22 protein-coding genes are annotated in these 26,413 nt (G+C 58.2%); 14 read left to right on the top strand and 8 right to left on the bottom strand.

Going from position 1 to position 26,413, the window contains the following annotated elements:
* Nucleotides 1–104 precede the first annotated feature (104 nt).
* The 3 genes from AUP74_RS01680 (at nucleotide 105) to AUP74_RS01670 (ending at nucleotide 3,355) form a co-directional block, all read left to right on the top strand.
* Nucleotides 105–1,958: a TonB-dependent receptor plug domain-containing protein gene (locus AUP74_RS01680; RefSeq protein WP_145924285.1), complete on the top strand. Its 1,854-nt coding sequence runs from the start codon at nucleotides 105–107 to the stop codon at nucleotides 1,956–1,958.
* Nucleotides 1,959–2,047: 89 nt separating this feature from the next.
* A complete protein-coding gene (gene cobO, locus AUP74_RS01675; protein WP_069946034.1) occupies nucleotides 2,048–2,695 on the top strand; it encodes a cob(I)yrinic acid a,c-diamide adenosyltransferase in 648 nt (215 codons plus the stop codon).
* Nucleotides 2,696–2,737: 42 nt separating this feature from the next.
* The gene (locus tag AUP74_RS01670; RefSeq protein WP_069946033.1) at nucleotides 2,738–3,355 is read left to right on the top strand and encodes a class I SAM-dependent methyltransferase; all 618 of its coding nucleotides are present in this window, start codon (nucleotides 2,738–2,740) and stop codon (nucleotides 3,353–3,355) included.
* A 29-nt stretch (nucleotides 3,356–3,384) separates the two neighbouring features.
* Here the strand turns inward: AUP74_RS01670 and AUP74_RS01665 are convergent, their stop codons facing one another.
* Both AUP74_RS01665 and AUP74_RS01660 read right to left on the bottom strand, forming a co-directional pair.
* Nucleotides 3,385–4,422, bottom strand: a complete 1,038-nt coding sequence (locus AUP74_RS01665; protein ID WP_069946032.1) for an AraC family transcriptional regulator — start codon at nucleotides 4,420–4,422, stop codon at nucleotides 3,385–3,387.
* Nucleotides 4,423–4,936: 514 nt separating this feature from the next.
* Complete coding sequence (locus AUP74_RS01660) at nucleotides 4,937–5,671, bottom strand: OmpW/AlkL family protein (protein WP_069946031.1); 735 nt, start codon at nucleotides 5,669–5,671, stop codon at nucleotides 4,937–4,939.
* A gap of 178 nt (nucleotides 5,672–5,849) precedes the next feature.
* Between AUP74_RS01660 and AUP74_RS01655 the strand changes: the two genes are divergently transcribed.
* Complete coding sequence (locus AUP74_RS01655) at nucleotides 5,850–6,551, top strand: glutamine amidotransferase-related protein (protein ID WP_069946030.1); 702 nt, start codon at nucleotides 5,850–5,852, stop codon at nucleotides 6,549–6,551.
* Between the two features lie 733 nt (nucleotides 6,552–7,284).
* Nucleotides 7,285–10,002, top strand: coding sequence for a TonB-dependent receptor domain-containing protein (locus tag AUP74_RS01650; protein ID WP_069946029.1), 2,718 nt, complete (start codon nucleotides 7,285–7,287; stop codon nucleotides 10,000–10,002).
* Nucleotides 10,003–10,148: 146 nt separating this feature from the next.
* Here the strand turns inward: AUP74_RS01650 and AUP74_RS01645 are convergent, their stop codons facing one another.
* Both AUP74_RS01645 and AUP74_RS01640 read right to left on the bottom strand, forming a co-directional pair.
* Nucleotides 10,149–10,697 carry a thioredoxin family protein gene (locus tag AUP74_RS01645; RefSeq protein WP_069946028.1) on the bottom strand — a complete coding sequence of 183 codons (549 nt, stop codon included), beginning with the start codon at nucleotides 10,695–10,697 and terminating at the stop codon, nucleotides 10,149–10,151.
* Nucleotides 10,698–10,757: 60 nt separating this feature from the next.
* Nucleotides 10,758–11,744 carry a questin oxidase family protein gene (locus tag AUP74_RS01640; protein WP_069946027.1) on the bottom strand — a complete coding sequence of 329 codons (987 nt, stop codon included), beginning with the start codon at nucleotides 11,742–11,744 and terminating at the stop codon, nucleotides 10,758–10,760.
* 170 nt (nucleotides 11,745–11,914) lie between these two features.
* Here AUP74_RS01640 and AUP74_RS01635 point away from each other — a divergent pair, with 170 nt between their 5' ends.
* Nucleotides 11,915–13,132: a methyltransferase gene (locus tag AUP74_RS01635; RefSeq protein WP_069946026.1), complete on the top strand. Its 1,218-nt coding sequence runs from the start codon at nucleotides 11,915–11,917 to the stop codon at nucleotides 13,130–13,132.
* A gap of 90 nt (nucleotides 13,133–13,222) precedes the next feature.
* Here the strand turns inward: AUP74_RS01635 and ettA are convergent, their stop codons facing one another.
* Nucleotides 13,223–14,887 (bottom strand): energy-dependent translational throttle protein EttA, encoded by a 1,665-nt coding sequence (gene ettA / locus AUP74_RS01630; protein WP_069946025.1) that lies wholly within the window; start codon nucleotides 14,885–14,887, stop codon nucleotides 13,223–13,225.
* A 187-nt stretch (nucleotides 14,888–15,074) separates the two neighbouring features.
* Here ettA and AUP74_RS01625 point away from each other — a divergent pair, with 187 nt between their 5' ends.
* The 4 genes from AUP74_RS01625 (at nucleotide 15,075) to fnr (ending at nucleotide 19,413) form a co-directional block, all read left to right on the top strand.
* Complete coding sequence (locus AUP74_RS01625; protein ID WP_069946024.1) at nucleotides 15,075–16,181, top strand: enoyl-CoA hydratase/isomerase family protein; 1,107 nt, start codon at nucleotides 15,075–15,077, stop codon at nucleotides 16,179–16,181.
* A 75-nt stretch (nucleotides 16,182–16,256) separates the two neighbouring features.
* A complete protein-coding gene (gene mmsB / locus AUP74_RS01620; protein WP_069946023.1) occupies nucleotides 16,257–17,156 on the top strand; it encodes a 3-hydroxyisobutyrate dehydrogenase in 900 nt (299 codons plus the stop codon).
* Nucleotides 17,157–17,242: 86 nt separating this feature from the next.
* Nucleotides 17,243–18,610 carry an oxygen-independent coproporphyrinogen III oxidase gene (gene hemN / locus AUP74_RS01615; RefSeq protein WP_069946022.1) on the top strand — a complete coding sequence of 456 codons (1,368 nt, stop codon included), beginning with the start codon at nucleotides 17,243–17,245 and terminating at the stop codon, nucleotides 18,608–18,610.
* 68 nt (nucleotides 18,611–18,678) lie between these two features.
* Complete coding sequence (fnr, locus tag AUP74_RS01610) at nucleotides 18,679–19,413, top strand: fumarate/nitrate reduction transcriptional regulator Fnr (protein WP_069946021.1); 735 nt, start codon at nucleotides 18,679–18,681, stop codon at nucleotides 19,411–19,413.
* Here fnr and AUP74_RS01605 read toward each other — a convergent pair.
* From AUP74_RS01605 to AUP74_RS01595, 3 genes are all read right to left on the bottom strand, one after another.
* A complete protein-coding gene (locus AUP74_RS01605; RefSeq protein WP_069946020.1) occupies nucleotides 19,410–19,841 on the bottom strand; it encodes a SpoIIAA family protein in 432 nt (143 codons plus the stop codon). The two genes, fnr and AUP74_RS01605, sit on opposite strands and share 4 nt — an antisense overlap.
* Nucleotides 19,842–19,886: 45 nt before the next feature.
* Entirely contained in the window at nucleotides 19,887–20,459 is a 573-nt protein-coding gene (locus AUP74_RS01600; RefSeq protein ID WP_069946019.1) for a hemerythrin domain-containing protein, read from the bottom strand.
* Nucleotides 20,460–20,686: 227 nt separating this feature from the next.
* Nucleotides 20,687–20,935, bottom strand: coding sequence for a hypothetical protein (locus AUP74_RS01595; protein WP_069946018.1), 249 nt, complete (start codon nucleotides 20,933–20,935; stop codon nucleotides 20,687–20,689).
* Between the two features lie 368 nt (nucleotides 20,936–21,303).
* Between AUP74_RS01595 and AUP74_RS01590 the strand changes: the two genes are divergently transcribed.
* The 4 genes from AUP74_RS01590 to AUP74_RS01575 all read left to right on the top strand — a co-directional run bounded on the left by AUP74_RS01590 (nucleotide 21,304) and on the right by AUP74_RS01575 (nucleotide 26,239).
* Complete coding sequence (locus tag AUP74_RS01590) at nucleotides 21,304–21,987, top strand: OmpW/AlkL family protein (protein ID WP_158514522.1); 684 nt, start codon at nucleotides 21,304–21,306, stop codon at nucleotides 21,985–21,987.
* A gap of 225 nt (nucleotides 21,988–22,212) precedes the next feature.
* Nucleotides 22,213–22,710: an outer membrane beta-barrel protein gene (locus tag AUP74_RS01585; protein ID WP_069946016.1), complete on the top strand. Its 498-nt coding sequence runs from the start codon at nucleotides 22,213–22,215 to the stop codon at nucleotides 22,708–22,710.
* A gap of 216 nt (nucleotides 22,711–22,926) precedes the next feature.
* Nucleotides 22,927–24,195: a serine hydroxymethyltransferase gene (gene glyA / locus AUP74_RS01580; protein WP_069946015.1), complete on the top strand. Its 1,269-nt coding sequence runs from the start codon at nucleotides 22,927–22,929 to the stop codon at nucleotides 24,193–24,195.
* A 373-nt stretch (nucleotides 24,196–24,568) separates the two neighbouring features.
* Nucleotides 24,569–26,239, top strand: coding sequence for a flavin monoamine oxidase family protein (locus AUP74_RS01575; RefSeq protein WP_069946014.1), 1,671 nt, complete (start codon nucleotides 24,569–24,571; stop codon nucleotides 26,237–26,239).
* The last annotated feature ends 174 nt before the right edge of the window (nucleotides 26,240–26,413 follow it).

The following is a 26,413-nucleotide window of genomic DNA, read 5'->3' as shown; positions in this document are numbered from 1 at the left end:
TCTGTGCGCCGGTTTGCCGCTTGTTCCTGCGGCTGTCTTCCCGCGTGCCGATTGCACTCACCCTCCCTCAATCCGTTTTCTTTTTCGAGATTGGGGAACCTACTGTGAATAAATCATTTCTCCCGGCGGCATTATCCGCCGCCCTTGTTCCACTGGCTGCCAATGCGTCTCCGGAGTCGCTGGAGCAGCTCTCCGTCACCGCAAGCCGTACGGAAATTCCAAAAGCTGAATTGGGTGTATCCGTCAGCGTACTCACGGCAAGCGATATCGAAAGGCTTGGCTACGCAAGTCTGCTCGATGTGATTCGCACTCTGCCGGGTGTTTCTGTCAGTAATAACGGCGGACCCGGAAAGGTCAGCGCCGTTTACCTGCGCGGTGAGAGTCAGTTTCGCACGCTCGTTTTGTTGGATGGGGTAAATATTGCCGACCCGGCCAACACCCAGGTGGCGGCCCAATTCCAGCACCTGCAGGCGCGGGATATCGACCGTGTCGAGGTACTGCGAGGGCCACAGGGAATGATGTATGGCGCCGGCGCCGGCGGCGTGATCAATATCATTACGCGCCGCGCGCAGTCGCCGCTGGAGCTGGAGGCTGCGGTCGAGGCGGGGCGCTATGACAGCAACCAGGGCAGTATGCGGATCGCCGGGAAAGGGGAACAGCTGCAATACGCAGTCGATCTCGCACGGCGTGACAGTGAGGGCTTCAACAGCCGCGAGAGTGACTCCTCGGGCGAGCGTGATGGCTACCGTAACCAGTCAGCGAGTGCCCGGCTGCACTTTGCCGCCAGTGACGCTTTGAGCCTGGAGGCGCAGCTGCGCCATCAAGATGCGGAGACCGAGTTCGACAATTGTTTTAGCGGATTCGTCTCCTCCAATGATTGCCTGGATCTTTATACCCAGAACAGCCTGCGTCTCGCGGCCCAACTGCGCGGCGATGGACTCGACCAGGAACTGGCGATTTCGCGGCAGGAAATTGAACGCGACAGCCTCAGTAATGGAGCGAGCACGTTTATTGTCAGCGGTCATATCGAGGAGCTGAATTACCTGGGCCAGAGAGATCTCTCAGCTGGCGCGTTCTCCTGGGGCGCCGAATTCGAGCAACAGGCCTACCGCGGCAGCGGGGATGCGTTGTCGCTGGAGGGCCTTGGTGTCTTTGGCGAATGGCGCAGTGAGTTGTCCGACGTGCTGTTCTATACCGTGGGCGTGCGCCGGGATCAGCTGGAAAATGATGGCCACAGCACCTGGCGGGCGTCTCTGGCCTATCCGGTTGCTCTGTCTGAAAGTAGTGAACTGAAACTGCGCGGCAGTGCCGGCACAGGTTTCCGGGCCCCGAGTCCATTCGAGGTGGCCTACAACCTGGGTGAAGGTGCAGCACCTCTGGGACCGGAGCGGAGCAGAGGTATCGAGGTCGCCGCGGAGTATCGGCTGGCAGAGCGTTTCCGCAGCGAACTGGTACTCTTTCAGCAGCGGATCGCGGACGCGATTGTTTATGACTACGGTCTCGGAAGCAGCGGCTGGGGTGCCTACGGTCAGGACGATGGCGAGAGTCAATCGAAAGGCGCGGAACTGGTGCTGGCGGGTGCCCTCGGGCAACAGCTGGACTGGAACTTCAGCGGCACCTGGCTGGATGCCACCGATTCCGTTGGCGCGCAGCGGCTGTTGGTGCCCGGGCGGGTGTTCAACCTCGGCATCGCCTATCGATTGGCAGATGGGCGTCTGCAACTCGGCGGCAACTGGCAGCGTTTGGAAGACCGGCTTAGCCCACCATCGAACTGGGGCACACCCGATGTGCGCATGGAGGATTACAGCAAGCTGGATCTCAATGCGCGTTATCAGTGGTCCGAGACCCTGTTGCTGACCCTGCGCGGTGAGAATGCACTGGATACCGACTACCGCGAGGTGGCCGGGTATCACACGGCCGGTGCGGCGGTGTACGCTGGTATCGAGGTCCGGCTCTGAGCGAAGCCCGCCGCCGCCCGTGCTGCGGCGGGCTCTATCTTCACTGCAGCCTGAATCGCTTCGGGCGCACGATCGGGAGACGTTGATTGATGGGTGAACCCCAGAATTCCGAGAATAATGAGGCCGGGCGGGATAAGAAGACCCGCCACAAGGCCCGGATGGAGCAGCGCAAGAAAATTGTCGATGAGGGCGTGGCCAGGGCGCTGACAGAGCGCGGTGTGGTCCTGCTCTATACCGGCGATGGCAAGGGCAAGACCACCGCGGCGGTCGGTACGGTGACCCGCGCCTTGGGATATGGCTATTCCGCCTTCGTGGCCCAGTTCATCAAGGGGGCCTGGGATTGCGGTGAGAAAAACCTGCTGCAGAGCCTGCCTGCCGATCAGTACCGGCTGGAATGGCAGCAGATGGGAACGGACTTCACCTGGGAGACCCAGGATTTTGAGGCGGACAAGAGCGCTGCGGAGGCCCTGTGGGAAAAGGCGCGGCGGGCCCTGACCGACCCCGACGTATACTTGGTGGTGCTCGATGAACTGACCTATGCCCTCAATTACCGCTGGCTGGACCGCGATGACGTCGTGGCGGCCATCGAGGGGCGGCCACCTGAACAGACGGTGATCATCACCGGCCGGGGAGCCAAGCAGTACCTGCGCGATCTTGCGGATACGGTCACTGAAATGCGGCCCCTGAAGCATGCCTTTGAAGCGGGTATCGCGGCGCGTCGCGGCATCGAATGGTAGACCTTCGGGGACAAGTGGGAAATCACACCCAGGGAGAATGGAATGGGGTTCTACAGCGAACGCTGTCTTCCGCGACTGCTCGACTTCGCCTGTGGCATGGGCCCCATCGAGGAGCAACGGCAGCGTGTGGTGCCCGCGGCGCAGGGGCGGGTGCTGGAAGTCGGTATGGGCTCGGGGCTGAACCTGCCTTTCTACGATCCGGCCCGGGTGGAATTCGTGTGGGGGCTGGAGCCCTCGGCGGGAATGCGCGCTCGCGCTGCGGATCGGGTAGCACAGGCCGGGGTGCCAGTGCGCTGGCTGGATCTGCCCAGTGAGGAGATTCCCCTCGAGAACGACAGCGTCGATACGGTGCTACTCACCTATACCCTGTGCACCATTCCTGACTGGCAGCGGGCTCTGGGGGAAATGCGACGGGTGTTAAGGCCCGGTGGTGTGCTGCTGTTTTCGGAGCACGGTGCCGCCCCGGATGCTGGCGTGCGGCGCTGGCAGGATCGTCTCAATCCACTCTGGCGTCGTGCGTTTGGAGGTTGCAACCTTAACCGGCCAGTGCCCCGGTTGCTGGAGAGCGGCGGTTTCCGCCTGCGGGAAATGGAGAGCGGCTATCTGCTCTCCCCGCGGTTTGCCGGCTTCAATTACTGGGGTATTGCTGACATCCGGTAGACCACTGATGTGCCACCCTTTTCGCCGGCTCAGCCTGCAATAACCTCTTCGCGATTTTTTGCCGCGTACGTCAGCTCCCGCCGCTTCTGCAGCGGTGTGCAGTGATACCAGCGACGGCAGGCCCGGTTGAAGGAGCTCTGCTCGCGGTAGCCAAGCAGACCTGCGACCTGGGTCATCGGCATGTCCGAGTTCGCCAGATAGCCGTCGGCCAGTTGGCGGCGGATATTGTCCAGTAGTTCCTCAAACACGATGGCGTGTTCCGCCAGTCTTCTTTGCAGGGTGCGCTTGTTCAGCCCAAGAAAACCGGAAATCTCGAGCAGGCTGCAGCGCTGGGCGGGCAGCAACTCGTAAATCAGATGCCTGACCTGTTCGATGATTGGTAGCGAGCCATCCAGCGTGATGTTGTCGATAAACATCTTCTTCGGCAGCTGCAGCTCGGGACTGTCAGGGTTCAGAGGGCTGGCCAGCTGTTCCGGGCTGAGTACCAGGGCATCGCAATTGCTGCCAAACCGGACCTCGGTCTGGAAGTGCTCAACATAGCGTCCATGGGGAAGCGGGCTCGCCGCGCGCATCAGCAGTGCCACCGCGCGGAAATCCGGACCGCAGACCATTTTCAGGGATTTCTGCGCCACCCCGAGGGCCAGTTCCAGCGCCTGGCGTGTCTTTTTCAGGCTCGGGTCAAACGAGAAGGCGACCCGCGCACCGTTGGTCTCGGGGCACGGCTGCAGCTCCAGGTTCAGGCCCGGTGAGTACTGGTGCATGTATTCGGTGACGCTCGCGAGGGCCTTGCCCACGGTGCCTGCATCCAGGGCGATGGTTGCCATGGGGCCGAGGATTAGAGGGCTCTGGCGCTCAGACAGCAGCAGACCGAACTCAGGGCAGTTGAGCGTGCTGGCGGCATGTTCGAGCGCGGCGATTTGTGCGGTCAGAGGCACAAATCCTTCCAGGTTGCGTACCTTGTCCGGCTCAATGCGGCTACGGCGCAGAAGGGCATCCGGGTCGCCCCCCAGCTCTCTAACGAGTTCGGGGTAGCCGCTCAGGGAGGAAGTTCTAATTAGCAGGGTCATAGCTCTTGGCAGGTTCCGAGTTTCTATATACGCACGCTGAGGCTTCAGCGGTTTGCACTGGGCATCAGGGGCTTACGTAATTTCGAAATCACGGGGGCCGCGCCGCAAATCACGGCGTGCAGAAAAGGAGTCATGAACCAACCTCCAGCACAGCAACATTTGGTCTATATCTTTAAAAGAGAGGCTTATGCGATTTGGTCATAAGCTTCAGAGGGCGGCAATCGTAGTGACTTTCCCGACGTTTGTTTTGGCATTGTGCGACACCGGTCACGCAGAGAATGCTGGCAGTTGGGGGTGGATAGGAAATAAAGACCGTCGAGGAGAGGTTTGGTGAAACATTGTTGCTGATTATGCTGGTCAATGTTTCGCCAGGTCAGGAATGGCAGGTTCGGTTAGAACGAAATTTTTTTGAGCTTTAGCGAGATAAATCTGCAACTTCTGTTGCTATGGATGGTCGTCTGCGGCACAGGGGGCCGGATTCGCCCCTGTCACCGCAATAGCCTTTCGGGTCATGTCAGAAGCGGTAGCCGATGCCCACTGTGTAAACCCAGGGGTCGATATCCACGTCCGCCTTGATTCGGCTGACGCCGGTGGCGGTGGGAAAGCGAATTGAGGCATCGGTGTCCAAGTCCAGATACCAGAGCGCCGCATTGAACAGCCACTGGCTGCCCTGTCCCAGCTCAACATCAACACCGAGCTCGCCGGCCAGCCCCCAGGATGAGTCCAGATCCAGGCTGGCGCCACGCGTGGCACCCAGGACATTTTCGAAGTAGTCGTTGGCGGTGCGCGAGATATTCTCGTCCATAAAGGTGGTGTAGTTGATCCCGATGCCGACATAGGGTTGCACCCACGATTCGACGCAAACCGGGAACCATTGGATGGTCAGGGTTGGTGGCAGGTGCTCAACGTCCCCCAGTGACACCTTGCCCAATGCCGGGCCTCCGTCCGGGTTGGGCAGGCCAGCCACGTCCAGGTCGTGCTCGAACGGCAGCGCGGCCAACAGGCCGACACCCCAGTGATCCGCGAACATCCAGGTGCCGGTGAAAGTGGCGCTCTGCCCGCTATCCACATAGACCCGGGTGTCTTCCAGCGCGGTGCCATCGAGCCGGATCCAGCTGGAATCATCGTTGGGGTTCACTTCCCCGTAACCGATACGCACGATGAAATCGCCACCGCGATGCTCAGCGTTGGCAGTAAAGGCGGTCAGAAATGCGACGAGCAGGAGAAGGCCGGACAGGGCAGGCTTCATAGGATTCACTCCATGAAAAGGTGGAACTCCTAAAATCAGTCTAGACCCAGATCGGCAGTGCAAGAGGACCCCGGCGTCCGGCCTCCGTGGGGATGGGTGTGGCCTCTGAGTGGAAGGGAAAAATGCGCGCGGAATATGCCATAATCCGCCAACTCAGCAGTCAACCAGCGGTGAAATAATGAAAATAGGTGTATTGAAAACCGACGATGTACGCAAGGAATTGGTGGGGGAGTTCGGTGAGTATCCCGAGATGTTCGCCGACCTGCTGCGCGCCCAGGATCCGGAGCTGGAATTCGTAACCTACGAGGTACAGCGCGGGCACTACCCCGAGAACATTGATGAGGTGGATGCCTACCTGATGACCGGCAGCAAAACCGGAGTCTACGAGGACAAGGAGTGGATTCCGCCGCTGATGGATTTCGTGCGCAAGCTGCATGAGAAGAAAAAGCCCACCATCGGCATCTGTTTCGGCCACCAGCTGATCGCCGAGGCGCTGGGGGGCAAGACGCGCAAATCCGGCAAGGGCTGGGGCATCGGTGTGCATAGCTATGAGATGCAGGATATGCCGGCCTGGATGTCTGAGCCCCGCAAGGCGTTCAGCCTGCTGGTGAGCCACCAGGATCAGGTGGAAGAGCTGCCGGAGGGCGCCAAGGTACTGGCTGCCAGTGATTTCTGCCCGCACGCCATGGTGCAGGTGGGCGACCACATCCTCACCATGCAGGCCCACCCGGAATTCACCAAGCCCTATTCGAAGAGCCTGATGGAGCTTCGCGGCGAAGTCTTTGGTGAGGAGCTGGTGGATAAAGGTAAGGCGTCTTTGCAGAATGATATCCACGAAAGTGCTGTGGCCAAGTGGATGCTGGAGTTCCTGCGTCGCTGATCGGTCCTGCCAACCCGGGAGTGCTAGCACCGCTCCCGGTGTTTATCTGCTGAAATTCCCTGCCACTCTTTCCACTTGATATTACGGCCCACCGAAGTCGTCTGATCCTCAGTCGGACTCTCACCCGCCAAAAAAGCATCAACTGCTGCGCGCAGGTCCCTGTCATTGACCGGTTTGCTGTTGCTTTACCGGCTGTGGTCGAACTGACCATTACAGGATGGTGGCTCCTCCTTCGTTGGATCTCCTCCCCTGCCTTTCTTTTTTGCCTGGTTGTTTTTTGTTCGCCGCAAGAGTGGCTGAACAATTATTGCGCTTGTTCCAAGCTGCCTTGGTGTGACGGGATCAGTAAAGTAATGATATTTTTTAGACGGGAATCAATATGGCAATAGGATTATTAAAAAGGAGTTTAACTTGTGTGAGGTTTTTCCCTGTTTAAACAAGCTGTGTGATGATCTTTCTGATTTTAGATGAGTAAGATGACAATTATATATTTTGCATAAAAAACAGGCGGCCCATCTAACCAATTGATTTTGAAAGGTTTACTCCTGGCGCTGAGCATACTTCACCTTGCTGATGAGTGATGCTTTCGAAATCGAAAAGGTAGAGGGTGAAATATTTTTGAGTAACTGTCTGGTTTGATCGTTAAGTCATATGTGCGGAAAGTTTTGGTCGCTGGGGGCGGCCATAAGCACAAGACGGTAGATAAGCAAAAAAACGATCAAGGGAAATTCTTATGAGCTCAACTCATAAATTAGGCAAGAACCTGGCCAGAAGTGCGCTGGCTCTTGCTATCGCAGCGACCACTGCTTACGCACAGGACGCCGAAGAGCAAGAGTCGGTGGTACTTCCAAGTGAGGAGGCTGCCGAAGAAGTTGAAGAGGTCTATGTAACTGGTTCTCGTATCCGCAGAAGTAATTTTGACGGTGCTACAAACGTCGAAGTCATTACCCGTGACGACATGTCCCTGGAAGGGGTCAGCGGCCTCGACGATATGATTGATAACCTGGCTCAGTCAACGGGTGCGACTCAAGGTGAGCAGTATACCAACTCGTTCACTCCAGCAGCCTCATCGATCAACTTCCGTGGCCTTGGCGGCAACCGGACGCTGGTTCTGTTGAATGGCTACCGTATGCCGGAGTACCCGCTGCCCTTTAATGGACAGAGTAACTTCTTTAATACCAGTGCTCTGCCTTATTCTGCGGTAGCCAGAACCGATATTTTGAATAACGGCGGCTCTGCCGTTTACGGTTCTGATGCGGTAGCCGGCGTTGTAAATATTTTTACCCGTAAAGCGTTTGACGGCACAGAAATTTCTGCCGACTTTGCCACCACTACTGAGGGTGGCGGTGATGAGCAGGCTTTTGAATTTCTGACCGGCACAACCTTTGACAGAGGCTGGGTGACTTTTGCCGCAGATTACCGATCCATTGACCCGATCTACGGTAAAGACCGCGATTGGCTGGACTCCTACAAGGATCAGCCGCTGGATCAGCCTTACCCTGACCGTGCACTGCTTGAGCTCAATAACTTTACCGGTCTTTACATGGATCCGGGCGCTGAAGCCTGTGAAAGTTCTGGTACGGGTTATTTTTACGCTGAGAGACCTGGGCGTGGTAACTATTGCGGCCATGATGGTGATGGTGATGAGACGCTTCAAAGTGAGCAAGAGCGCTACAATCTCTATCTCTCTGGTGAGTATGAGCTGAGCGACAACCTTACCGCTTTTGGTACTGTTCTCTATAACAGCACTGAAATCACCCAGGACGGCTTCCGTCTGTGGTGGGGTGGCGATATTTTGACTGCCGATTACGCTACTGCTAATTGGGAAAATAGCTACATCTATCTGCAAAAGATCTTCACTCCGGAAGAAACCGGCAGCCAATCTGCAGTTTATGAAGAAGATGCCATTAATATTCAGGGTGGCCTGAAGGGTACTTTCGACGTTGCGGGTAATGATTACGATTGGGACCTGGGTATCACTGCAGGTAACTACGATTCCTATAACTCAATGATTCGTTTCAAAGAAGAAAAGATCAATGAGTATTATTTGGGAACTGAGGACCTATTTGGCTTTGGTATTACCTCGGGCGGTGAAGGTAGCGTATATGAGTTCTTGCCCGCCGATGTGGCTCAGGACTTGCTGGGCACCTATTGGCAGGATGCAAACTCTCAATCTGCACAGGTTACCTTTAACGTGTCAGGTCCTACAGGGTTTGAATTGCCGGGCGGCGAAGTGTATTTCGCAGCTAGTTTAGAGACCGCATACAACGAATATACGATCGAGCTTGATGAGCGTACGCTCAATCAAACTGGTCAAGGTTGGTTTGCGTTAACCGGTACCGAGGGTGGCGGTGACCGTATGCGTTATGCGGGCAGCTTTGAGGTAAGTCTTCCTGTCACAGATAACATGGAGGCGAGCTTAGCTGCGCGTTATGACCAGTATGACGATGACTCCGATGTTGGAGGTCGTCCTACGCTCCAGGGTAACTACCGCTGGGACATCACTGATTGGGTTGCCGTCCGTACAAGCTATGCTCAATCATTCCGTGCGCCGGACATGCACTACATGTTCAAAGATCCGTCTGGCTTTTACACAAGCGCAGTTGACTACCGGGTCTGCTCACCTGATGGCACTACCGATGACCTTTGTCAGGCCGAGTCCATGTATTCTTTGGCTTCAGGAAATCCCGAGCTGAAGGAAGAGGAAGGTGAAAACTTTGGTTTTGGTTTTGTCTTCACTCCGTTACAAGATCTGAAGATCTCTGTTGACTACGTTGATATTCGCTTGAGCGATGTTGTAACCAGCGAGAGTATCACCAGCTTGCTGAAAGATGAGCGTGACTGTGCATACAGCATCAACAATCGTGATGAGAGCTCTCAGTACTGTCAGAGTGTTTTTGCCAAGGTTCAGCGTTCACTTGATCCGCTAACCGGTGATAACACCGTTGATACGCTTTACACCGGCCCGGTGAATGAGTCGGATCTACAGTATAAGGGTGTCGATTTGTCGATCGACTATGACTTGCATACGGAGTCTTACGGTACTTTTGGTGTGAAGCTTGATTACTCCAACACCCTAAGCTGGAAAGAGCGCGAGTTCTCTGGTGATGAGCTGATCGACTACCGTGATGAGATGTACGACGCTCGGACCAGTGGAAAGGCTAATTTCTCCTGGATGCCCAATGAGGACTTCATTGCAGCTGTTACTGTTCTCAGGACTTCTTCAATTCTGAATTATGATGAAACGGATCGATTAGACCCCTGGTATACGGGCAATCTGTTCATGCAGTACAACTACAGCGATAACCTGCACTTGGATATGACGGTGAATAACGTAACCAATGAGCGTCCCCCGGAGGATGCAACTTGGACCGGATGGCCGTACTTCTACCGTGGTATTTATAATGCCTACGGAAGAAAAGTGTCTTTCGGTGTTAATTACTCGTTCTGATATAGCTTGAAAAGTAAAAGGCAGGCCACTACGGTGGCCTGCCTTTTTTTTGTTTAATAGATATTTAATGGAGTCGATTAAGTTTAGAGTCGGCAGTTTTTTTGAATTGACCATGCCTAAATCAATTTGGCACTAACACTGCGGCGTCATTTCCACTTGATATTGCAGCCCACCGAAGGCGTTTGATCCTCAGTCGGGCTCCTGCCTGCCAACACTGCATCCGCGGCTGCACGCAGGTCTTTACCGTTGACGGGTTCGCTGTTGCCTGGTCGGCTATCATCGAACTGCCCGCGATAAACGAGTCGGTGCTCTGCGTCGAACAGAAAGAAATCCGGTGTGCAGGCAGCGTCAAAGGCCTTCGCAACGTCCTGATCCTCGTCCACCAGATAGGGAAATACATAGCCCCGCGCGGTGATCTCGTCCTGCATTTTCTCCGGGCTGTCATCCGGATAATGGGTAAAATCATTGCTGTTGATGGCAACGATGTTCAGTCCCGCCTGTTTATATTCCCGTGCGAACTCCGCGAACGCTGCAGCCAGGTGTTTCACAAAAGGGCAGTGATTGCAGATGAATGCCACCAGTACGGGCCCGTCGGGAAGGTCATCGCTGCGGTGAGGGTCGCCAGCGGCATCCGGCAGGGCCAAGGCTGGCATGGGGCTGCCGAGCGGGGTCATGTTGGATGGAGTGAGTGCCATGAGCCGGGGGTTTCCGTTTTGTGTCTCTTTCAGGTTGGATCTCTCTGATCGGGGCTTGCGCTAGCTTTTCACGACCAGCGCTGCCGCGGAACGATAGTCCTTATTGCCATAGTGATCCGCCTCCCGCCAGGCGCTGTAGCAAAGCTTGATGACGTGGTCGTCGTCGCTACCGCAGGCCAGTCTGATAATCTCGCTCCATTCGGGGTCTGAAGAGAGGTTGGGTAGTGCTTCTGAAACTTCTTTTGGCCCCGTGCTCAGATAGGCAATGACCAGCCCTCTCCAGAAGTAGCGCAGGGCACTCTCCGGGTCGCTGCAATAGGGCAGTATGAGCCGCAGGGCGTGGCAGCCGGTGACGCCGTGCAGGAGGGTGAAGTCACCGGTGCCGCGGTAGGCGGCCAGTGCCACTTCGGCGATATCCTGCAAGCCGAGTTGTTCTGGCTGTATCGGTGTTTCCTCCCAGTCCTCCTGGCGAGTGACCGCAGCCATATGGTCACTGATGTTGCCCGGTGCCAGGGAGATTAACGGGTAGCGCTCCGCTACTCTGGCCGGGATCTCTGTTGCGGCTATGGGCAGGCGCTCGTCACTGGAGGGAAGTTCCCGGTACTCCATATTCCAGTAGGCGAGACCGGTGGCCACCTCCTGCTGGTGCCCGGCGTCGATCCCGTACGCTGTCCGGATCAGACCGTGAAAGGCGGCGGTGGCGATGGACGGGAGCAGGGGTGGCAACTCACGGCGAAGTGTCTCGGCAATGCCGTGCTGGCGCAGCTGGCTCAGGTAATAGCCGAGGGCACTGGGGAAACGCTCTTCACGATTGCGCAGGTCGGTGATGGTCTCACCTTCTGACAGAGGGCCGGCGGGATCCAGCGGCGGGCGTTCCAGGTGGACTATGGAGCGATCGAAGGCATTCTGTAACTGCTCGCGACTGGCCCCCATCTTGTCCAGGGCAATCAGTACCATCGGCAGGTGGTTGGCGAGCCGATCCCCGTAGCGCACGTGATAGACGCTCGCCGCCTCCAGCAGCTCCACACAATAGCGGCTGATGCTCATGGCGGGTTCCCTCCTCATTCCTGAGTTTGCAGACAGCAGGTTGGCTTCCAGTGTATGCCCTGGAGTAGTCGGAAGCCATCAGCGAGATGGCCTCGGCCGTATGAGGCTGTGACGATAAAATAGGTAATGTCCTACGCGGGGCAGTAATGGACGGAAAGAGATACTGATTGATGGGCCAGCGGGCAAACGCATTTCAGGCAGAAGAACTGCAACGACGATTTCAACGGCTGGATCAACTGCTGGCGCAGAATAGTCACTGGTGGCAGGTGCGCCCATTCCACCATCGGGGGTACTGCTGGGAGAAAAGTCATCCGGAACTCTGCGCGATGCTGGATGCCCTGTCGGATTCGGACTTGGGGTATCTGCAACAGGATAGCGTCGCGGCGGTGCGGACTTTATCGCCCTGGCTGGACGACGGTGAGGAATTATTGCGCCTGAGTGCACTGCCCAGGTTCTCCGGCAGGGACCTATCTCCACCCGATCGTCTCGACCACGGTATTCCCGGGCGCAAGTGGCAGCAGATTCTCGCTTTCGCAGGTTGCATCACCGAGCAGTCGGGTCCGCTGCTCGAATGGTGTGCCGGTAAGGGACATCTGGGCCGTCTGATTGCCTCGGTGGATGGCAGACCGGTGACGAGTCTGGAATGGCAGGCGCAGCTCTGTCACGAAGGTGAGGCGTTGGCACAGCGCTCCGATGTTTCAATGCGCTTCGTGCAGTGCGATGCCTTCAGTCCCGAGGCGCTCCAGTGGGTAAGGCGGGGTGAGCAGGCAGTTGCTTTACATGCCTGCGGGGATCTGCACACCACCCTGATGCGGCACTGGCGAAACAACAATGGTGCTTGCCTGGTGATCTCCCCCTGCTGCTATCACCTGATCAACAGTGAAGAGTTTGTGCCCATGTCTGAAGCTGGGTCCAGTGCCCAGTTAAGCCTCACAAAAGATGATCTGCACCTGCCGCTGCAGGAGACGGTGACCGCGGGAGCCGGTGTCCGCCGGCTGCGTGAGCTTGAGCTGCACTGGCGGCTGGCCTTCGACGAGCTGCAGCGGGAATTGCGCGGCGAGGATAGCTACCTGCCGGTGCCCAATGTGCGCAAAAGCCTGTTGAAGGAGAGTTTCTCCGCGTTCGCCCGCTGGGCGGCGGCGCGCAAGCAGCTGGATTTTCCTGTGGGGATCGATGAGGAAAAGTGGTTGGCCCTGGGGTTGCAGAGACTGCGCCGGGTACGACGCATGGAGCTGATGGCGCATATCTTCCGCCGGCCACTGGAATTATGGCTGGTGCTGGATCGCGCGTTGTTCTTGCAGGAGGGCGGGGCTGCTGTCGAGCTCGGCGAGTTCTGTGATTACAGCCTGACGCCGCGCAATATTCTGTTGCGTGCACGTAGCGGATGAGTCCCTGTGCACTGGCTCAGTGGGGCCGGGAGCCATCATAAAATCTGCCGATAAAAAGAAGCCCGCATTGTGCGGGCTTCTTGAGTCGACTCAGGTCTTCAGCTTTTTGTAGTGCATGCGGTGCGGAGCCGCGTCTTCACCTTTACGCTGGACGAAGTCCTCGTGATACTCGGTGTAGTTACCCTCAAAGAACACCACGTTGCTGTCGCCTTCGTAGGCCAGGATGTGAGTCGCTACCCGGTCCAGGAACCAGCGATCGTGTGAGATCACCATGGCGCAGCCGGGGAAACTCAGCAGGGCTTCTTCGAGTGCGCGCAGGGTTTCGATATCCAGGTCGTTGGACGGTTCGTCCAGTAGCAGTACGTTGGCGCCCTGCTTGAGGGTGTAGGCCAGGTGCAGGCGGCCGCGTTCACCACCGGACAGCTCGCCCACGCGCTTCTGCTGATCGGAACCCTTGAAATTGAAACGGCCGATATAGTTGCGCGAGCCTACTTCGTAGTTGTTGATCTTGAGCATGTCGTGACCGTCGGACACGGCTTCCCACACGGTCTTGTTGTCGTCCAGGTTTTCGCGGCTCTGGTCGACACTGGCGATCTGAACGGTTTCACCGATCTTGATCTCACCGGAATCCGGCTTTTCGGTGCCATTGATCATGCGGAACAGGGTCGACTTACCGGCGCCGTTGCCGCCGACGATACCGACGATGGCACCTTTCGGTACGCGGAAGGACAGGTTGTCGATCAGTACGCGATCGCCGAAGGCTTTGCTCACATTGACCAGTTCGATCACATTGTCGCCCAGGCGCTCGCCGGGCGGAATGTAGATCTCGTTGGTCTCGTTGCGGGCCTGGAATTCCTGGGACTGCATTTCTTCCAGTCGGGACAGGCGGGCCTTGTTCTTGGACTGGCGGCCTTTGGGGTTTTGGCGCGCCCATTCCAGTTCTTTCTGCATTGCCTTCGCACGGGCTTGCTCACCCTTCTGCTCCTGCTCCAGGCGCTTCTCTTTCTGCTCCAGCCAAGTGGTGTAGTTGCCTTCCCAGGGAATGCCGTGGCCGCGGTCCAGTTCCAGGATCCAGCCGGCGACGTTGTCGAGGAAGTAGCGGTCGTGGGTGATGGCCACCACGGTGCCGTCGAAGTCGTGCAGGAAGCGTTCGAGCCAGTACACACTCTCTGCGTCGAGGTGGTTGGTTGGCTCGTCTAGCAGCAGCATGTCCGGGCGGGACAGCAGAAGGCGGCACAGGGCCACACGGCGCTTTTCACCACCGGAAAGGTTGTTCACATCGGCATCCCACGGTGGCAGGCGCAGGGCATCGGCGGCTACTTCGAGGCGGTGCTCCAGGTTGTGGGCATCCCAGGCCTGGATGATGTCTTCGTACTGTTGCTGCTTCTTGGCCAGCGCATCGAAGTCGGCGTCCGGCTCGGCATAGTCGGCGTAGACCTTTTCCAGGCCCTGCAGGGCGTCGATGGCCTCGCGCATGCCGTCTTCGACGTTGCCGCGCACGGTCTTGGCCGGATCCAGCTGTGGTTCCTGGGGCAGGTAGCCGACCTTAATGCCCGGCATGGCGCGGGCTTCGCCGTTATAGTCCTGATCCACGCCGGCCATGATACGCAGCAGGGTGGACTTACCGGCGCCGTTCAGGCCCAGCACGCCGATCTTGGCGCCGGGGAAGAAGGACAGGGAGATGTCCTTGAGAATTTCGCGTTTGGGCGGCACTACTTTGCCGACCCGGTTCATGGTGTATACGTATTCAGCCATTTAAGGGTCCAGTTCGGGTTCCGTTGGAGTTCCGTATAAGAAAGACGGTTGGAATCGCTCAGAATTTGCGCGCAACTTATCAGGTTGTTGGAAAAGTGCAACCGGGCCCTTGCCGGGGCCCGGCTGACTGTAGGGTAGATGTATGTTTAACTCTTCTGCCCCTAGTTGCAGGAAATAATGAAGAGCGATGGATCAGGATCCCCCCGTATTGTTTTCCCGTCGTGGTGCGTTGGCGCTGGCGACCCTCAATCTGCCTAAGGCGCTCAATGCGCTGAACCTGGAAATGATCGAGCTACTGGACCGGCAGCTGCAGGAATGGGCGGCAGATGACAGTGTGGCCTGTGTCTGGATTGAGGGCAGTGGGGAGAAGGGCTTCTGTGCCGGTGGCGACGTGGTCTCCCTCTATAAAGCCTCCAATGGCTATGGTGAGGCGCCGGAAACGGAATACACCACCGAATTCTTCTCCCGCGAATACCGCTTGGACTACCGCATCCACACCTATTCCAAGCCGGTCGTGGTCTGGGGGAGCGGCATCGTCATGGGGGGCGGCATCGGCATTATGGCTGGAGCCAGCCACCGTATCGTCACCGAGCGCACTCGCATGGCCATGCCGGAAGTCACTATCGGCCTGTTCCCCGATGTGGGTGGCAGCTGGTTCCTGAACCGGATGCCCGGGCGCCTGGGGCTGTTTCTCGGCCTCACCGGGGCCCAGTTCAACGGCAGTGACTCCCTGTTTGCCGGGCTTGCGGATCGCATGATCGCTGACAACGAACGCCTCGCCACGCTGGATTCCCTGGCCGATCTGCCTTTCTCCGCAAACGAGGGCGAGAATCACCGACTGGTCAGCGACTGCCTGAAAGGGCTGGAGCTGCGCCTCGACCGGCAGCCGGCATCCAACCTGCGCGCCCATTACGACCAGATCCAGGTGCTGACGGACTTCGCCAGCCTGCCGGAGGTCTGTGACTCCATTATCAGCTACGAGGGTGAGGATGAGTGGCTGAACAAGGCCGCGAAAACCCTTGCCGGCGGTTCCCCCCTGACGCCCTGGATCGTCTGGGAGCAGTTGAGGCGTGGCCGCCACCAGTCCCTTGCCGAGGTGTTCCAGATGGAGCTGACTCTGGCAGTGAATCTCTGTGCCACTGGTCACTTCCGAGAGGGCGTGCGCGCACTGTTGATCGATAAGGACCGCTCGCCCCAGTGGCAGCCCGACAGCCTTAACGGGATCGACTGGAAAGATGTCGAGCATTGCTTCGAGCCACCCTGGCAGGGAGCGCATCCGCTGGCGGACCTCTAGGTTCTTCAAGCCGGTCCCGGGCTGCTCGTGAAGGAACTGAAGGAAATAAAAGAAATAAAGAGAGAGGAAAACCTCATGGAAAAAATCGCATTTCTCGGCCTGGGCAATATGGGTGGCCCCATGGCGGCGAACCTGGTCAAAGCCGGCTTTTCCGTGACCGCGTTCGACCCCGCCGCGCCGGCCCTGGCGCAGGCGCGGCAGGATGGCTGTGCGACGGCTGACAGTGCCCACGATGCGGTCAGTGGTGCCGATGCGGTGATCTCGATGTTGCCCAATGGCGGCATCGTCAAGGAGCTCTATCTGGGGGCGCGCGGGCTTCTGCAGGCATTGGATTCCAAGACGCTGGTCATCGACTGCTCCACCATCGCCGCCAGCGATGCCCGCCAGCTGATTGCCGCGGCTGACGAGCGGGGTATCCGTGCCATCGACGCCCCGGTTTCCGGTGGCACCGCCGCGGCGGCTGCGGGCACACTGTCCTTTATGTGTGGTGGCGAGGCAGCGCCAGTGGAGGCGGCGCGGCCGGTGCTGTCGGCCATGGGTGCCAACATCTTTCACGCCGGACCGGCGGGCTGTGGCCAGGTGGCCAAGATCTGTAACAACATGCTGCTGGCCATTCATATGATCGGCACCGCCGAGGCACTGCAGCTGGGGGTGGACAACGGCCTGGATCCGACGGTGCTGTCGGAGATCATGAAGGCCAGCTCCGGCGACAACTGGTCGCTGGACAAGTACAACCCCTATCCCGGTGTGATGGAGGGGGTGCCTGCCTCCCGGGGCTATAGCGGTGGCTTCTCTGTGGCGCTGATGCTGAAGGATCTGGGGCTGGCAATGGATACTGCCGCCGGTAGCGCCACTTCCACTCCCCTTGGGGCTCTGGCCAAGAACCTCTACCAGCTGCACGGCGGTGATGACGACAACCGCCGGCTGGACTTCTCCAGTATCCAGAACCTGTTCCGGCGACCTGCGGGCGACTGACTCGGCGGGCAACTTGATGTGTATCAAGAGGGAGCCCGTCCCGCCTCAGTAGGCTTGCACCAACGATTTACCACAGGTGTGAAGAAATGGTGCAGGCCGATTCCGTGCCCAGTGCGGCGCTTCTCAATCGCTACGGCTCTTCCTGTCCGCGCTACACGTCCTACCCCACTGCGGACCGCTTTGGGGCGCTGGGCGGGGCCGAGCCCTGGGCGGCGCTGAAAGATATACGCGCGCTCTCTCTCTATGTGCATATCCCGTTCTGCCGTTCCCTCTGTTACTTCTGTGCCTGTAACAAGGTGGTGACCCAGCAATATGGGCTGGCGTCCAGCTACCTGGAGCAGCTGCTGGCGGAGGCCCGCAGTTATCGCGACCGGGTAGCCGATGTCCCGGTCGTGCAGTTGCATCTGGGTGGCGGCACACCCACCTTCCTCAATGACGGCGACCTGCACCGGCTAGTCGAGGGGCTGGGGGAGACATTCAATCTCGGTGGCGAGGGGCGTGAATACGGCATTGAGGCGGATCCCCGTACTCTGGAGCTCGAGAGTCTCGCCACCCTGCGCGAGCTGGGTTTCAACCGCCTGAGCCTCGGCATCCAGGATTTTGACCTGACCGTTCAGCGGGCCATCAACCGTATCTGTACCGCCGAGCAGGTCCGGGAGCTGACCGACGAGGCGCGCCGGCAGGGCTTTGAGTCCATTTCCTACGATCTGATTTACGGCCTGCCGCACCAGAACCTGGATACGCTGCGGGGGACTATCGATCAGGTCATGGAACTGGCGCCGGACCGTATCGCCCTGTATCACTATGCCCACCTGCCTGAGCGCTTCAAAGCCCAGCGCCTGATCGATACCGACGCGGTGCCGGGTGCCGCGGAAAAGGTGGAGATGCAGCTGGCCGCGGTGCAGGCACTGGAAGAGGCCGGTTACGACTACCTGGGCATGGACCACTTTGCCCGTCGCGATGACAGCATGGCCAGAGCCGCCCGCGATGGCGAACTGCAGCGCAATTTCCAGGGCTATACCCTGATGCCCGCCGATGCGTTGGTGGGGCTCGGGGCCTCGGCGATCAGTTACAGCGCCGATGGCTACTGGCAGAATCATCACCGCCTCAAGGACTACAACGCGGCGATCGCCGAGCGGCGTTCCGCCGTGTTCCGCGGCTGGCAGCTCTCTGCCGATGACCGCCTGCGCCAGTATGTGATCATGGAGCTGATGTGTCGGCTCAGCCTGGACAAGTCCGAGGTGGCCCGCCGTGCGGGTGCAGCCTTTGACGACTACTTTGCCGCCGAGAGGGCGAGGCTGGAACCACTCAAGGCCGATGGCCTGATCGAGGAAGATGCCGATCGGCTGTGGATCACTCCGCTGGGGCGCTGGTTTGTACGCCACGTGGCTGCCGCTTTCGATGCTTACCTGGCCCGTCGGCAGGAAACGCCGCGCTATTCGAAGGTGATCTGATGGGTTGCGACAGCTCTGCGCCGAGGCGTTACAATGGCGCTTTATCACCCAGTGTCGATGGCCCGCCCATGAAAGATGCGCTCTCAGCGGTAAATTGCGGAAACTGTTCGGTCAGGCGACTGTGCCTGCCTGCGGACCTGTCTGCCGAAGAGATCGACCGCCTGGAAAAAATCACCGGCAAGCGACGCGTGTTGCGGGCCGGAGAGACCCTTTATCGGGCCGGCGATCCGTTTGCCAACCTGTTTGCAATCCGCTCCGGTAGCTTCAAGTCCACGGTTATCGCCGCTGACGGCGATACCCAGGTCACGCACTTTGCGCTGCCGGGAGAACTGCTGGGACTGGATGCTTACAGTGGGCGCATGCACTCGAGCTTTGCCGAGGCCCTGGAAGACAGTTCCGTCTGTGTGCTGCCTTTTGCCCAGTTAGAGGGGCTTGCCCAGGAGGTGCCGGCACTGCAGCACCAGATCTACAGCATCTTCTCGGAAGAGCTGAAAAAAGAGAACGAAACCCTGCTGTTGTTGGGCAAGCGCTCCGCCGAAACGCGCATGGCGGCGCTGCTGATGAATATTTCCAGCCGTTATTCCCGTCGCGGTTATTCCGCCACCGCTTTCGTACTGTCGATGCCGCGCACTGATATCGCCAATTATCTGGGGCTGACGGCCGAGACCGTCAGCCGGCTGCTGACCAAGTTCCAGCGCGAGAAGGTGATCGCCGTGCGCGGTCGAGAGGTGGAAATCCTCGATTTGATCGCACTCAGTGAACTGGCGGGCACTCACTGTAGTTACGAAGATGCCGGCGCCTAAGCGCCGGCCTTTTCCTCCTCTTCTTTATTTCCGCCGCTTTTTTCAGCTACTGACAGCCACTCTAGAGCGTTGCAACGCTCCTCGAAGTAATGGGTTTCCGCTGCGGTAAACCAACCGGCGACTTTGGTTGCCAGCTCCTGCCAGCCTTCAACTCCGATCACCGCGATATGGGAAAACTCGCTGCCATGGCGCAGGCCAAGTTTCAGGTCGTCCCACGCCGCGCGCAGTTCCCAGCCACGCAGTTCTGTCACATCCACCAGCGCCTTGACGCGCGGATTGGCGACGGCACTCAATGCGCTTTCCAGCATCGGCGTGATGATCTCGTAGTCCTCGTGCGTGAGCTTGCCTATCACCTTGATGTAGAGAAAGAACTCGGCGCCGATACGTTCGATTCCGATGGAAAGCCCGTGATTTTCAGTTTTGCTCACCGTCTTTTACTCCCTGTGTTGTTTTTTTTCCGCTAAAAAATTGATTCAGGCGCTGGCGCGTTCGGGTTCGTAGAGGTCAACGATGTAGTGATGCAGGGATTCATACAGCCTTTTGAGGTCTGAGCTGAACAGAGGGTCCTGCTGGTTTCTTATCTGTGTTTCCACGTGCTTCCAGTCTTCTGTAGTGAGCATCGCTGCCAGCTGGGGGAATATGTGCTGGTTTTCCCGCTGCATATGGGCCCGCTGAAGCTGCAGGTAATCGCGAGTGGCGCGCAATAACCGGCTGCGCTCTACGGCCGCATCGTTGGCGACGGCATAGAAGAGCGCGCTCATGCGCCGGGTGGCGGCTGTGATTGAGCGGTGTTCCCTCTGGGTAATCTCAATTGCCTCGCGATCTGCATCGGGCTTTTCCAGTAGCCGCTTCATCGCCAGATCCTCAACCGGGTGATGCCAGCGATCCGGGTAGATGCTCATATAGTCGAGAGCATCCAGAATCAGGCTCAGGGTGTCGGGGTCCCGGTCCCGCCGTGAGAGGTCGCGCAACAGCCGGTCAAATGCGTTGAGCAGTTTCTGCATATTGTGATGGTCATCGCAAAGTTGGCGGTAGAGGTGGTGCATGGCGATCTCCCTTGGATGCAGCGCGAGTGGTTCAGCGTCATTCTGGAAGAGTGGAGTGGAGGGCACTTGACCTGGATCAACTGGCTCGGTGATCGGCGCCTGCCTCCCCTTGCCCGAGGATGTCGCCTGCGGCAGGGGGGAGTGGGTTACGGGGCAATGGCCGGCCGCCGAATAGAGCATCGGCGGGGCTTCTCAAAGCTCTGTGAAAGTGAAACTCTGATTGAAATTCAGAAGAAATAATCTTCCAGATCGATCTGCTGCCAGTCGTAGACCAGCTCTAGTTCTTCATTTGCTACCAGAATGATTTGCTGGGGTTCCAGGCAGTTTGAGCCGGCGATCTGTGAGATACAGCTGGAGCCCTGAACCGAGAGTCTCTGGCCGAGATAGTCCTTGTAATCCAGCTGGGGCATGGCGCTCAGGAATACGCGTTCACCGCTGTTGCTCGACAGGTAAAAGCGGTTTTCTTCTTTGTTCAATGTGCCGCTGAAAGTGTTTGTGTCTGTAGCCCGATTGCTCGTACAGGCGCTGACCAGTAGACAGGAAAGGAGAGGGATAATAATGCGCACGGTGTAGCCCCTTATTGTTTGTGATTATGTTTTTATCTTTTTCTGACATGGCGTTAATTGGCCGTAAGGCAGGGTAACGAGAAAAGGTGACGGGTTGATGGCGATTTTGTTGCAGCGATGCCGTCCCATTGATTTGCATCAAGAGCTCCGCCGCTGCGCCCTTTACTCTTTACCTGTCTCGCCCAGGTCGATGGCATCGACATAACAATAACCGGGTGTTTCCACAGGGGCGGGGCAATCTTTATCGATTGATCCTTTTCAGGTTTATGGAGAGCCCAATGAGATTCCTTGCTGCACTGGCAACTGTATTTCTATCTGCACCCGCACTGGCCTACCAGCCGGGCGAAGTCATTCTACGCACGGGGGCGGCCACGGTGAGTCCGGATGTGAGCTCCAGTGCACTCTCTCTCGGCGGTACAGAACGGGCTGGCACTGCGGTGGAGGTTGAAGACGGTTCCGCGCTCGGCATCACGACCACGCTAATGCTCACCAATCGCTGGGGTGTGGAGCTGGTGGCTGCGAGTCCTTTCAGTCACGATCTCGCGGTATCAGGCCTCGGTGAGAAATTTGATCTCGGTGAGGCGACGCACTTGCCGCCCACGCTGCTGGTGCAGTACTACCCGCAACTGCCGCTGGCCGATATCCAGCCCTATTTTGGCCTTGGGGTTAATTACACGATTTTTTTCGAAGAAGAAGTCAGTAGCGAAGCCAATAATCTATTTGCAACTCTTGGAGCTTCTGGCAATGCCGATATCTCCCTGGAGGACTCTGTCGGTCTGGCAGCGGAAGCGGGTGTGGATTTTGCCTTTGGCGCGGACAAGCGCTGGTTGTTCAACCTGTCTGTGTGGTGGATGGACATCGATACCGATGCTGAGGTGAAAGTGCCCGGTGTTGGATCGATTACGGCAGAAGTTGAAGTGGACCCGCTGGTCTATATGGCCGGTCTCGGTTACCGGTTCTGATTCCCCGAACCATCGGCGTCTGACCCGGGTAGTTACCCGGGTCTTTGCTTTTCGGGCCCGCAAAAAAGGCTCCGCGCCTCCGGAACCAATCGAGTCAGCCGGTAGTCAGAGAGAGCCCTGCGGCGTTTACTGCGCACGATTGTGACTCTGGTAACTGTTCTGCGGGATAAAACGCGGCTAGAATCCGCGCAAAATTTCTTGGACAACAAGTATTGGGGAAATCCTATGCGTAAGATTGCTACCGGCGCCGCTGCGCTGCTGCTGGCTTGTTCTGCTGGCGTCAATGCCCAGAGTCAGGGAACCGCTTACTGGGGCGTGACTGCTGGCCTGATGGATATCGACGTCCGCAACGCAGACAGCCCGTTCAACGTCGGCCTGCGCGGCGGTTACACCCTGCCTTCCGGCTGGGGCTTCGAGGCGGAGTACACCAACTCCCTGATCAGCGGTGAAGCGGACGTGTTCCAGAACGACGTCGACATCGATGTGCAGACTCTGGCCGGTTACGGTACCTACCGCTCCTACGGCGACATCTACTTCAAGGGCCGCCTGGGCCTGCTGTACGAAGACGTAAGCGTCGGCAGCGCCAGCAGCGACGACACCGGTATCTCCCTGGGTGGTGGCATCGGTTTCGACATGAGCCCGAACACCAATGTCGAGCTCGAGTACACCATGATCGAGGAAGACATCGGTTTCTGGTCCGGCACCATGACCCTGACCTTCTAAGATCCTCTCTAATGCGGCCTTCGGGCCGCGTTTTCGTTCTGGCGCACTGGACTCCGCCTTGGTGTACAATGCGCGCCTTTCTAGAATACCCAAGCTTTCGGTGGCGGCCCCGGCTCGCGCTATGTCTCATTGTGATGGCCTGCGATTCCGGCCCCGCGGTATGGTCGCTCCCGATGCACCCAGTCAGTAATCAGCTCGCTTTACCGAGGGAAAACCATGTTTGATTCATCAGTCACACTTTCCTCCTTTGACCCGGAAGTCTGGGAAGCCATCGAGGAGGAGAATCGCCGTCAGGAAGAGCATATCGAGCTGATTGCCTCCGAGAACTACACCAGCCCGATGGTGATGGAGGCTCAGGGCAGCTCCATGACCAACAAGTACGCCGAAGGGTACCCGGGCAAGCGCTACTACGGTGGCTGTGAGTTTGTGGACAAGGTGGAAGTGCTGGCGATCGAGCGTGCCAAGGAGCTGTTCGGTGCTGACTATGCCAACGTGCAGCCGCACTCCGGCTCCCAGGCCAACGCGGCCGTATACCAGGCCCTGTGCGAGCCGGGCGATACCGTACTGGGCATGAGCCTGGCCCACGGTGGCCACCTGACCCACGGTGCCCGTGTGAACTTCTCCGGCAAGATCTACAACGCGGTGCAGTACGGCCTGAACCCGGAAACCGGTGAGGTGGACTACGAGGAAGTGGAGCGCCTGGCGCTGGAGCACAAGCCGAAGATGATTGTCGGTGGTTTCTCCGCATACAGCCGCATCATGGACTGGGCACGTTTCCGCGAGATCGCCGACAAAGTCGGCGCCTACCTGCTGGTGGATATGGCCCATGTTGCTGGCCTGGTTGCAGCCGGTGAATACCCGTCCCCGATCCCCCACGCCGACGTAGTGACTTCCACCACCCACAAGACTCTGCGCGGCCCGCGCGGCGGTATCATCCTGGCCCGCGCCAATGCCGAGATCGAGAAGAAGCTCAACTCTGCCGTGTTCCCGGGCGGCCAGGGCGGCCCGCTGATGCACGTAATTGCGGCCAAGGCGGTTTCCTTCAAGGAAGCCATGAGCCCCGAGTACAAGGAATACCAGAAGAAGGTGGTAGAAAACGCCCGCGCCATGGCGGAGACCTTCCTGGATCGCGGTATCAACATCGTTTCCGGTGGTACTGACGACCACCTGATGCTGGTGGATCTGATCGGCAAGGAATACACCGGTAAGGATGCGGATGAGGCCCTCGGCCGCGCCAATATCACGGTGAACAAGAACGCGGTCCCGAACGACCCGCGCTCCCCGTTCATCACCAGCGGCCTGCGTGTTGGCACCCCGGCCATCACTACTCGCGGTTTCGGTGTGGCCGAGACCCAGCAGCTGACTCACTGGATCTGTGACCTGCTGGATGCCCTGGAGAAGGGCGATGCCGAGGCGACGATCGAGGACGTGAAGCAGAAGGTGCTCGATATCTGCGCCAAGTTCCCGGTCTACAAGAAGGCCTGATCTTCTCGGTCCATCAAAAAGCGGCTCATTGAGCCGCTTTTTTTGTGCCTGGAAATTGCCGGTCATCCCCGGCTGTTTACCCACCTGAGGCGGCGTCCGCCCTCAATCGGCAATTTCTCAAATTGCAGTATTTTTTCCCGCTTTTGTGAACTTTTTCGAATCATTGTTCGATTTTTTCGGGCAGCTATGTAGAATAACGCGAAACATATTTCTAATCTGAATAAAAAAGCAGCCTGCTATCGCTAGAGCTGTAAGGGTTTTGGGAAGCTATTCCGCTGCTTTCCAGCCCGGTTGCACGCTGCGCTAAGGATCGGATTCACCAGCGGCCCTGAGGTTCGAGGGCCGGAAACTTACTGGCTTTAGGAAGAAGAAAATGAAGAGCCGAAAGTCCCTTTCCCCCATCGCAGGTCTCCTGCGCCGTCTGCGCGCTGCCGAGGAACTCTCCGACAAGACCGGCATTTCTGCTGACGAGAGTCTGGATATCATCAATCAGGGCGCCAAGCTCGCGGGCAAGAATGCCTCCGAGGAAGGTCGCCGCCAGTTCCTCAAGCAGCTGGGCCTGGGCGCCGCCGTACTGGGCACCGCCGGTGCTGCCAGTACCGTTTCCCGTCCTGCGCAGGCAATCGCCGGCGGAGCTACCGATCCGGGTCGGGTGGCCATTATTGGTGGCGGCATCGCCGGTATCCGCTGCGCCCACCGCCTGTATCAGTACAACGGCGCCACCTCAAAGGTGTTTGAGGGCAATACCCGTCTCGGCGGCCGTGTAAATACCAACCGCAGCATCTTTGGTCGCCCGGTGGAGCGCGGTGGTGAACTGATTTCTACCGAGCACACCTATGCCCGTAACCTGGCCAGCCAGCTGGGCCTGGACGTCGAGGACGTAAACGGCAACGCGGTACCCGGCGGTAATGAACTGTATTACGTCAACGGCCAGCACTATACCGAGCACCAGCTGAACGAAGAGTGGCGCGAGGTCTACAAGATCTTCAAGCGCGCCCAGCATGATGCCCCCTGGGTGCCCACCTACGAGTGGAACAACGAATTCCATCGCGAGCTGGACTACATCGATGTGAACAGCTGGCTGGACCATGTCGGCATTGGGGCCAACTCCAATATGGGGCAGGTATTCCAGGCGGACATCGTTGCCGAATATGGCATCCAGCCGGAGGCCACTACCGCTCTGAACCTGATTTACCTGCTGGCATGGAACCCGGTCAATACTGCCCTGCCGCTGGCCGGTACCGATGAGCGTTTCCGCATCGCTGGCGGTAACGATCAGCTGGTAACGCGCATGGTGGAGGAGCTCCCTGAGGGCACTGTTGAAACAGGCCGCAAGCTGGTGGCCATCAAGGGTGACCTGAATGGCCCGTATCAGCTGACCTTTGAAGACGGATACGAGTACAACTGTGATCGCCTGGTGCTGGCGATGCCGTTCTCCATGCTGAAAGATGTGGATATCGATGCGCGCATCTACGGCGGCTTCCGTCCGCAGAAGCGCATGGCCATCGAGCGCATGGCATTTGGTTCCAACGGCAAGCTGGCTGTGCACGGCGCAACCCGTCCCTGGACCCAGCCCACTGTGATCAACGGTCAGCAGTTCACTCCGAACGGCGTGACTTATGTCGGTCGCCCGGAACTGTTCGACACCTGGGATTCCACCTCCGTTACCGGATCCACTGATGGCATTCTGGTGAACTTCTTCGGCGGTGATTACGGCAAGGAGATCGGTAGTGATACTCCGTTTGCCGCGCCGAGCAACAAAGATCTAAACCACTTCTTCGGTATCGTGGATAAGGTATTCCCCGGTACCAGTGACGCGTTTACCGGCAAGGCGATGCTGTCCAAGTGGGCGGCCAACCCCTGGTCCAAGGGCTCCTACTCTACCCAGACCTTCGGTGATTACACCGAGTGGTGGGGTGCCGCTGGCCTGAAGGAAGGCAACATCCACTTCTGCGGCGAGCACACCGCCCTGGAAATGTTTGGCTACATCGATGGTGCCATCAGCACCGGTGAGCGTGCGGCCCAGGAAATCCATCAGGGCTGAGCCCGATTCCCTCGAGTCCGTCTCAATACGGTACTCGGGGGAGTGCCACTCAACTTCCACTGAGTTAGAGTTGTCTTTCAGTGGTGGTGCGGCCCGGTTGGTTCCATTGCGAATGATCCGGGCCTTGGTTGCTTCAATGGAGTTGTCGAACCGCGCAGCGACTTCTTCAACTTG

Source organism: Microbulbifer aggregans (genome assembly GCF_001750105.1).
In the GTDB taxonomy this organism is placed as follows: domain Bacteria; phylum Pseudomonadota; class Gammaproteobacteria; order Pseudomonadales; family Cellvibrionaceae; genus Microbulbifer; species Microbulbifer aggregans.
This window is presented reverse-complemented; position numbering and strand designations above follow the sequence as displayed.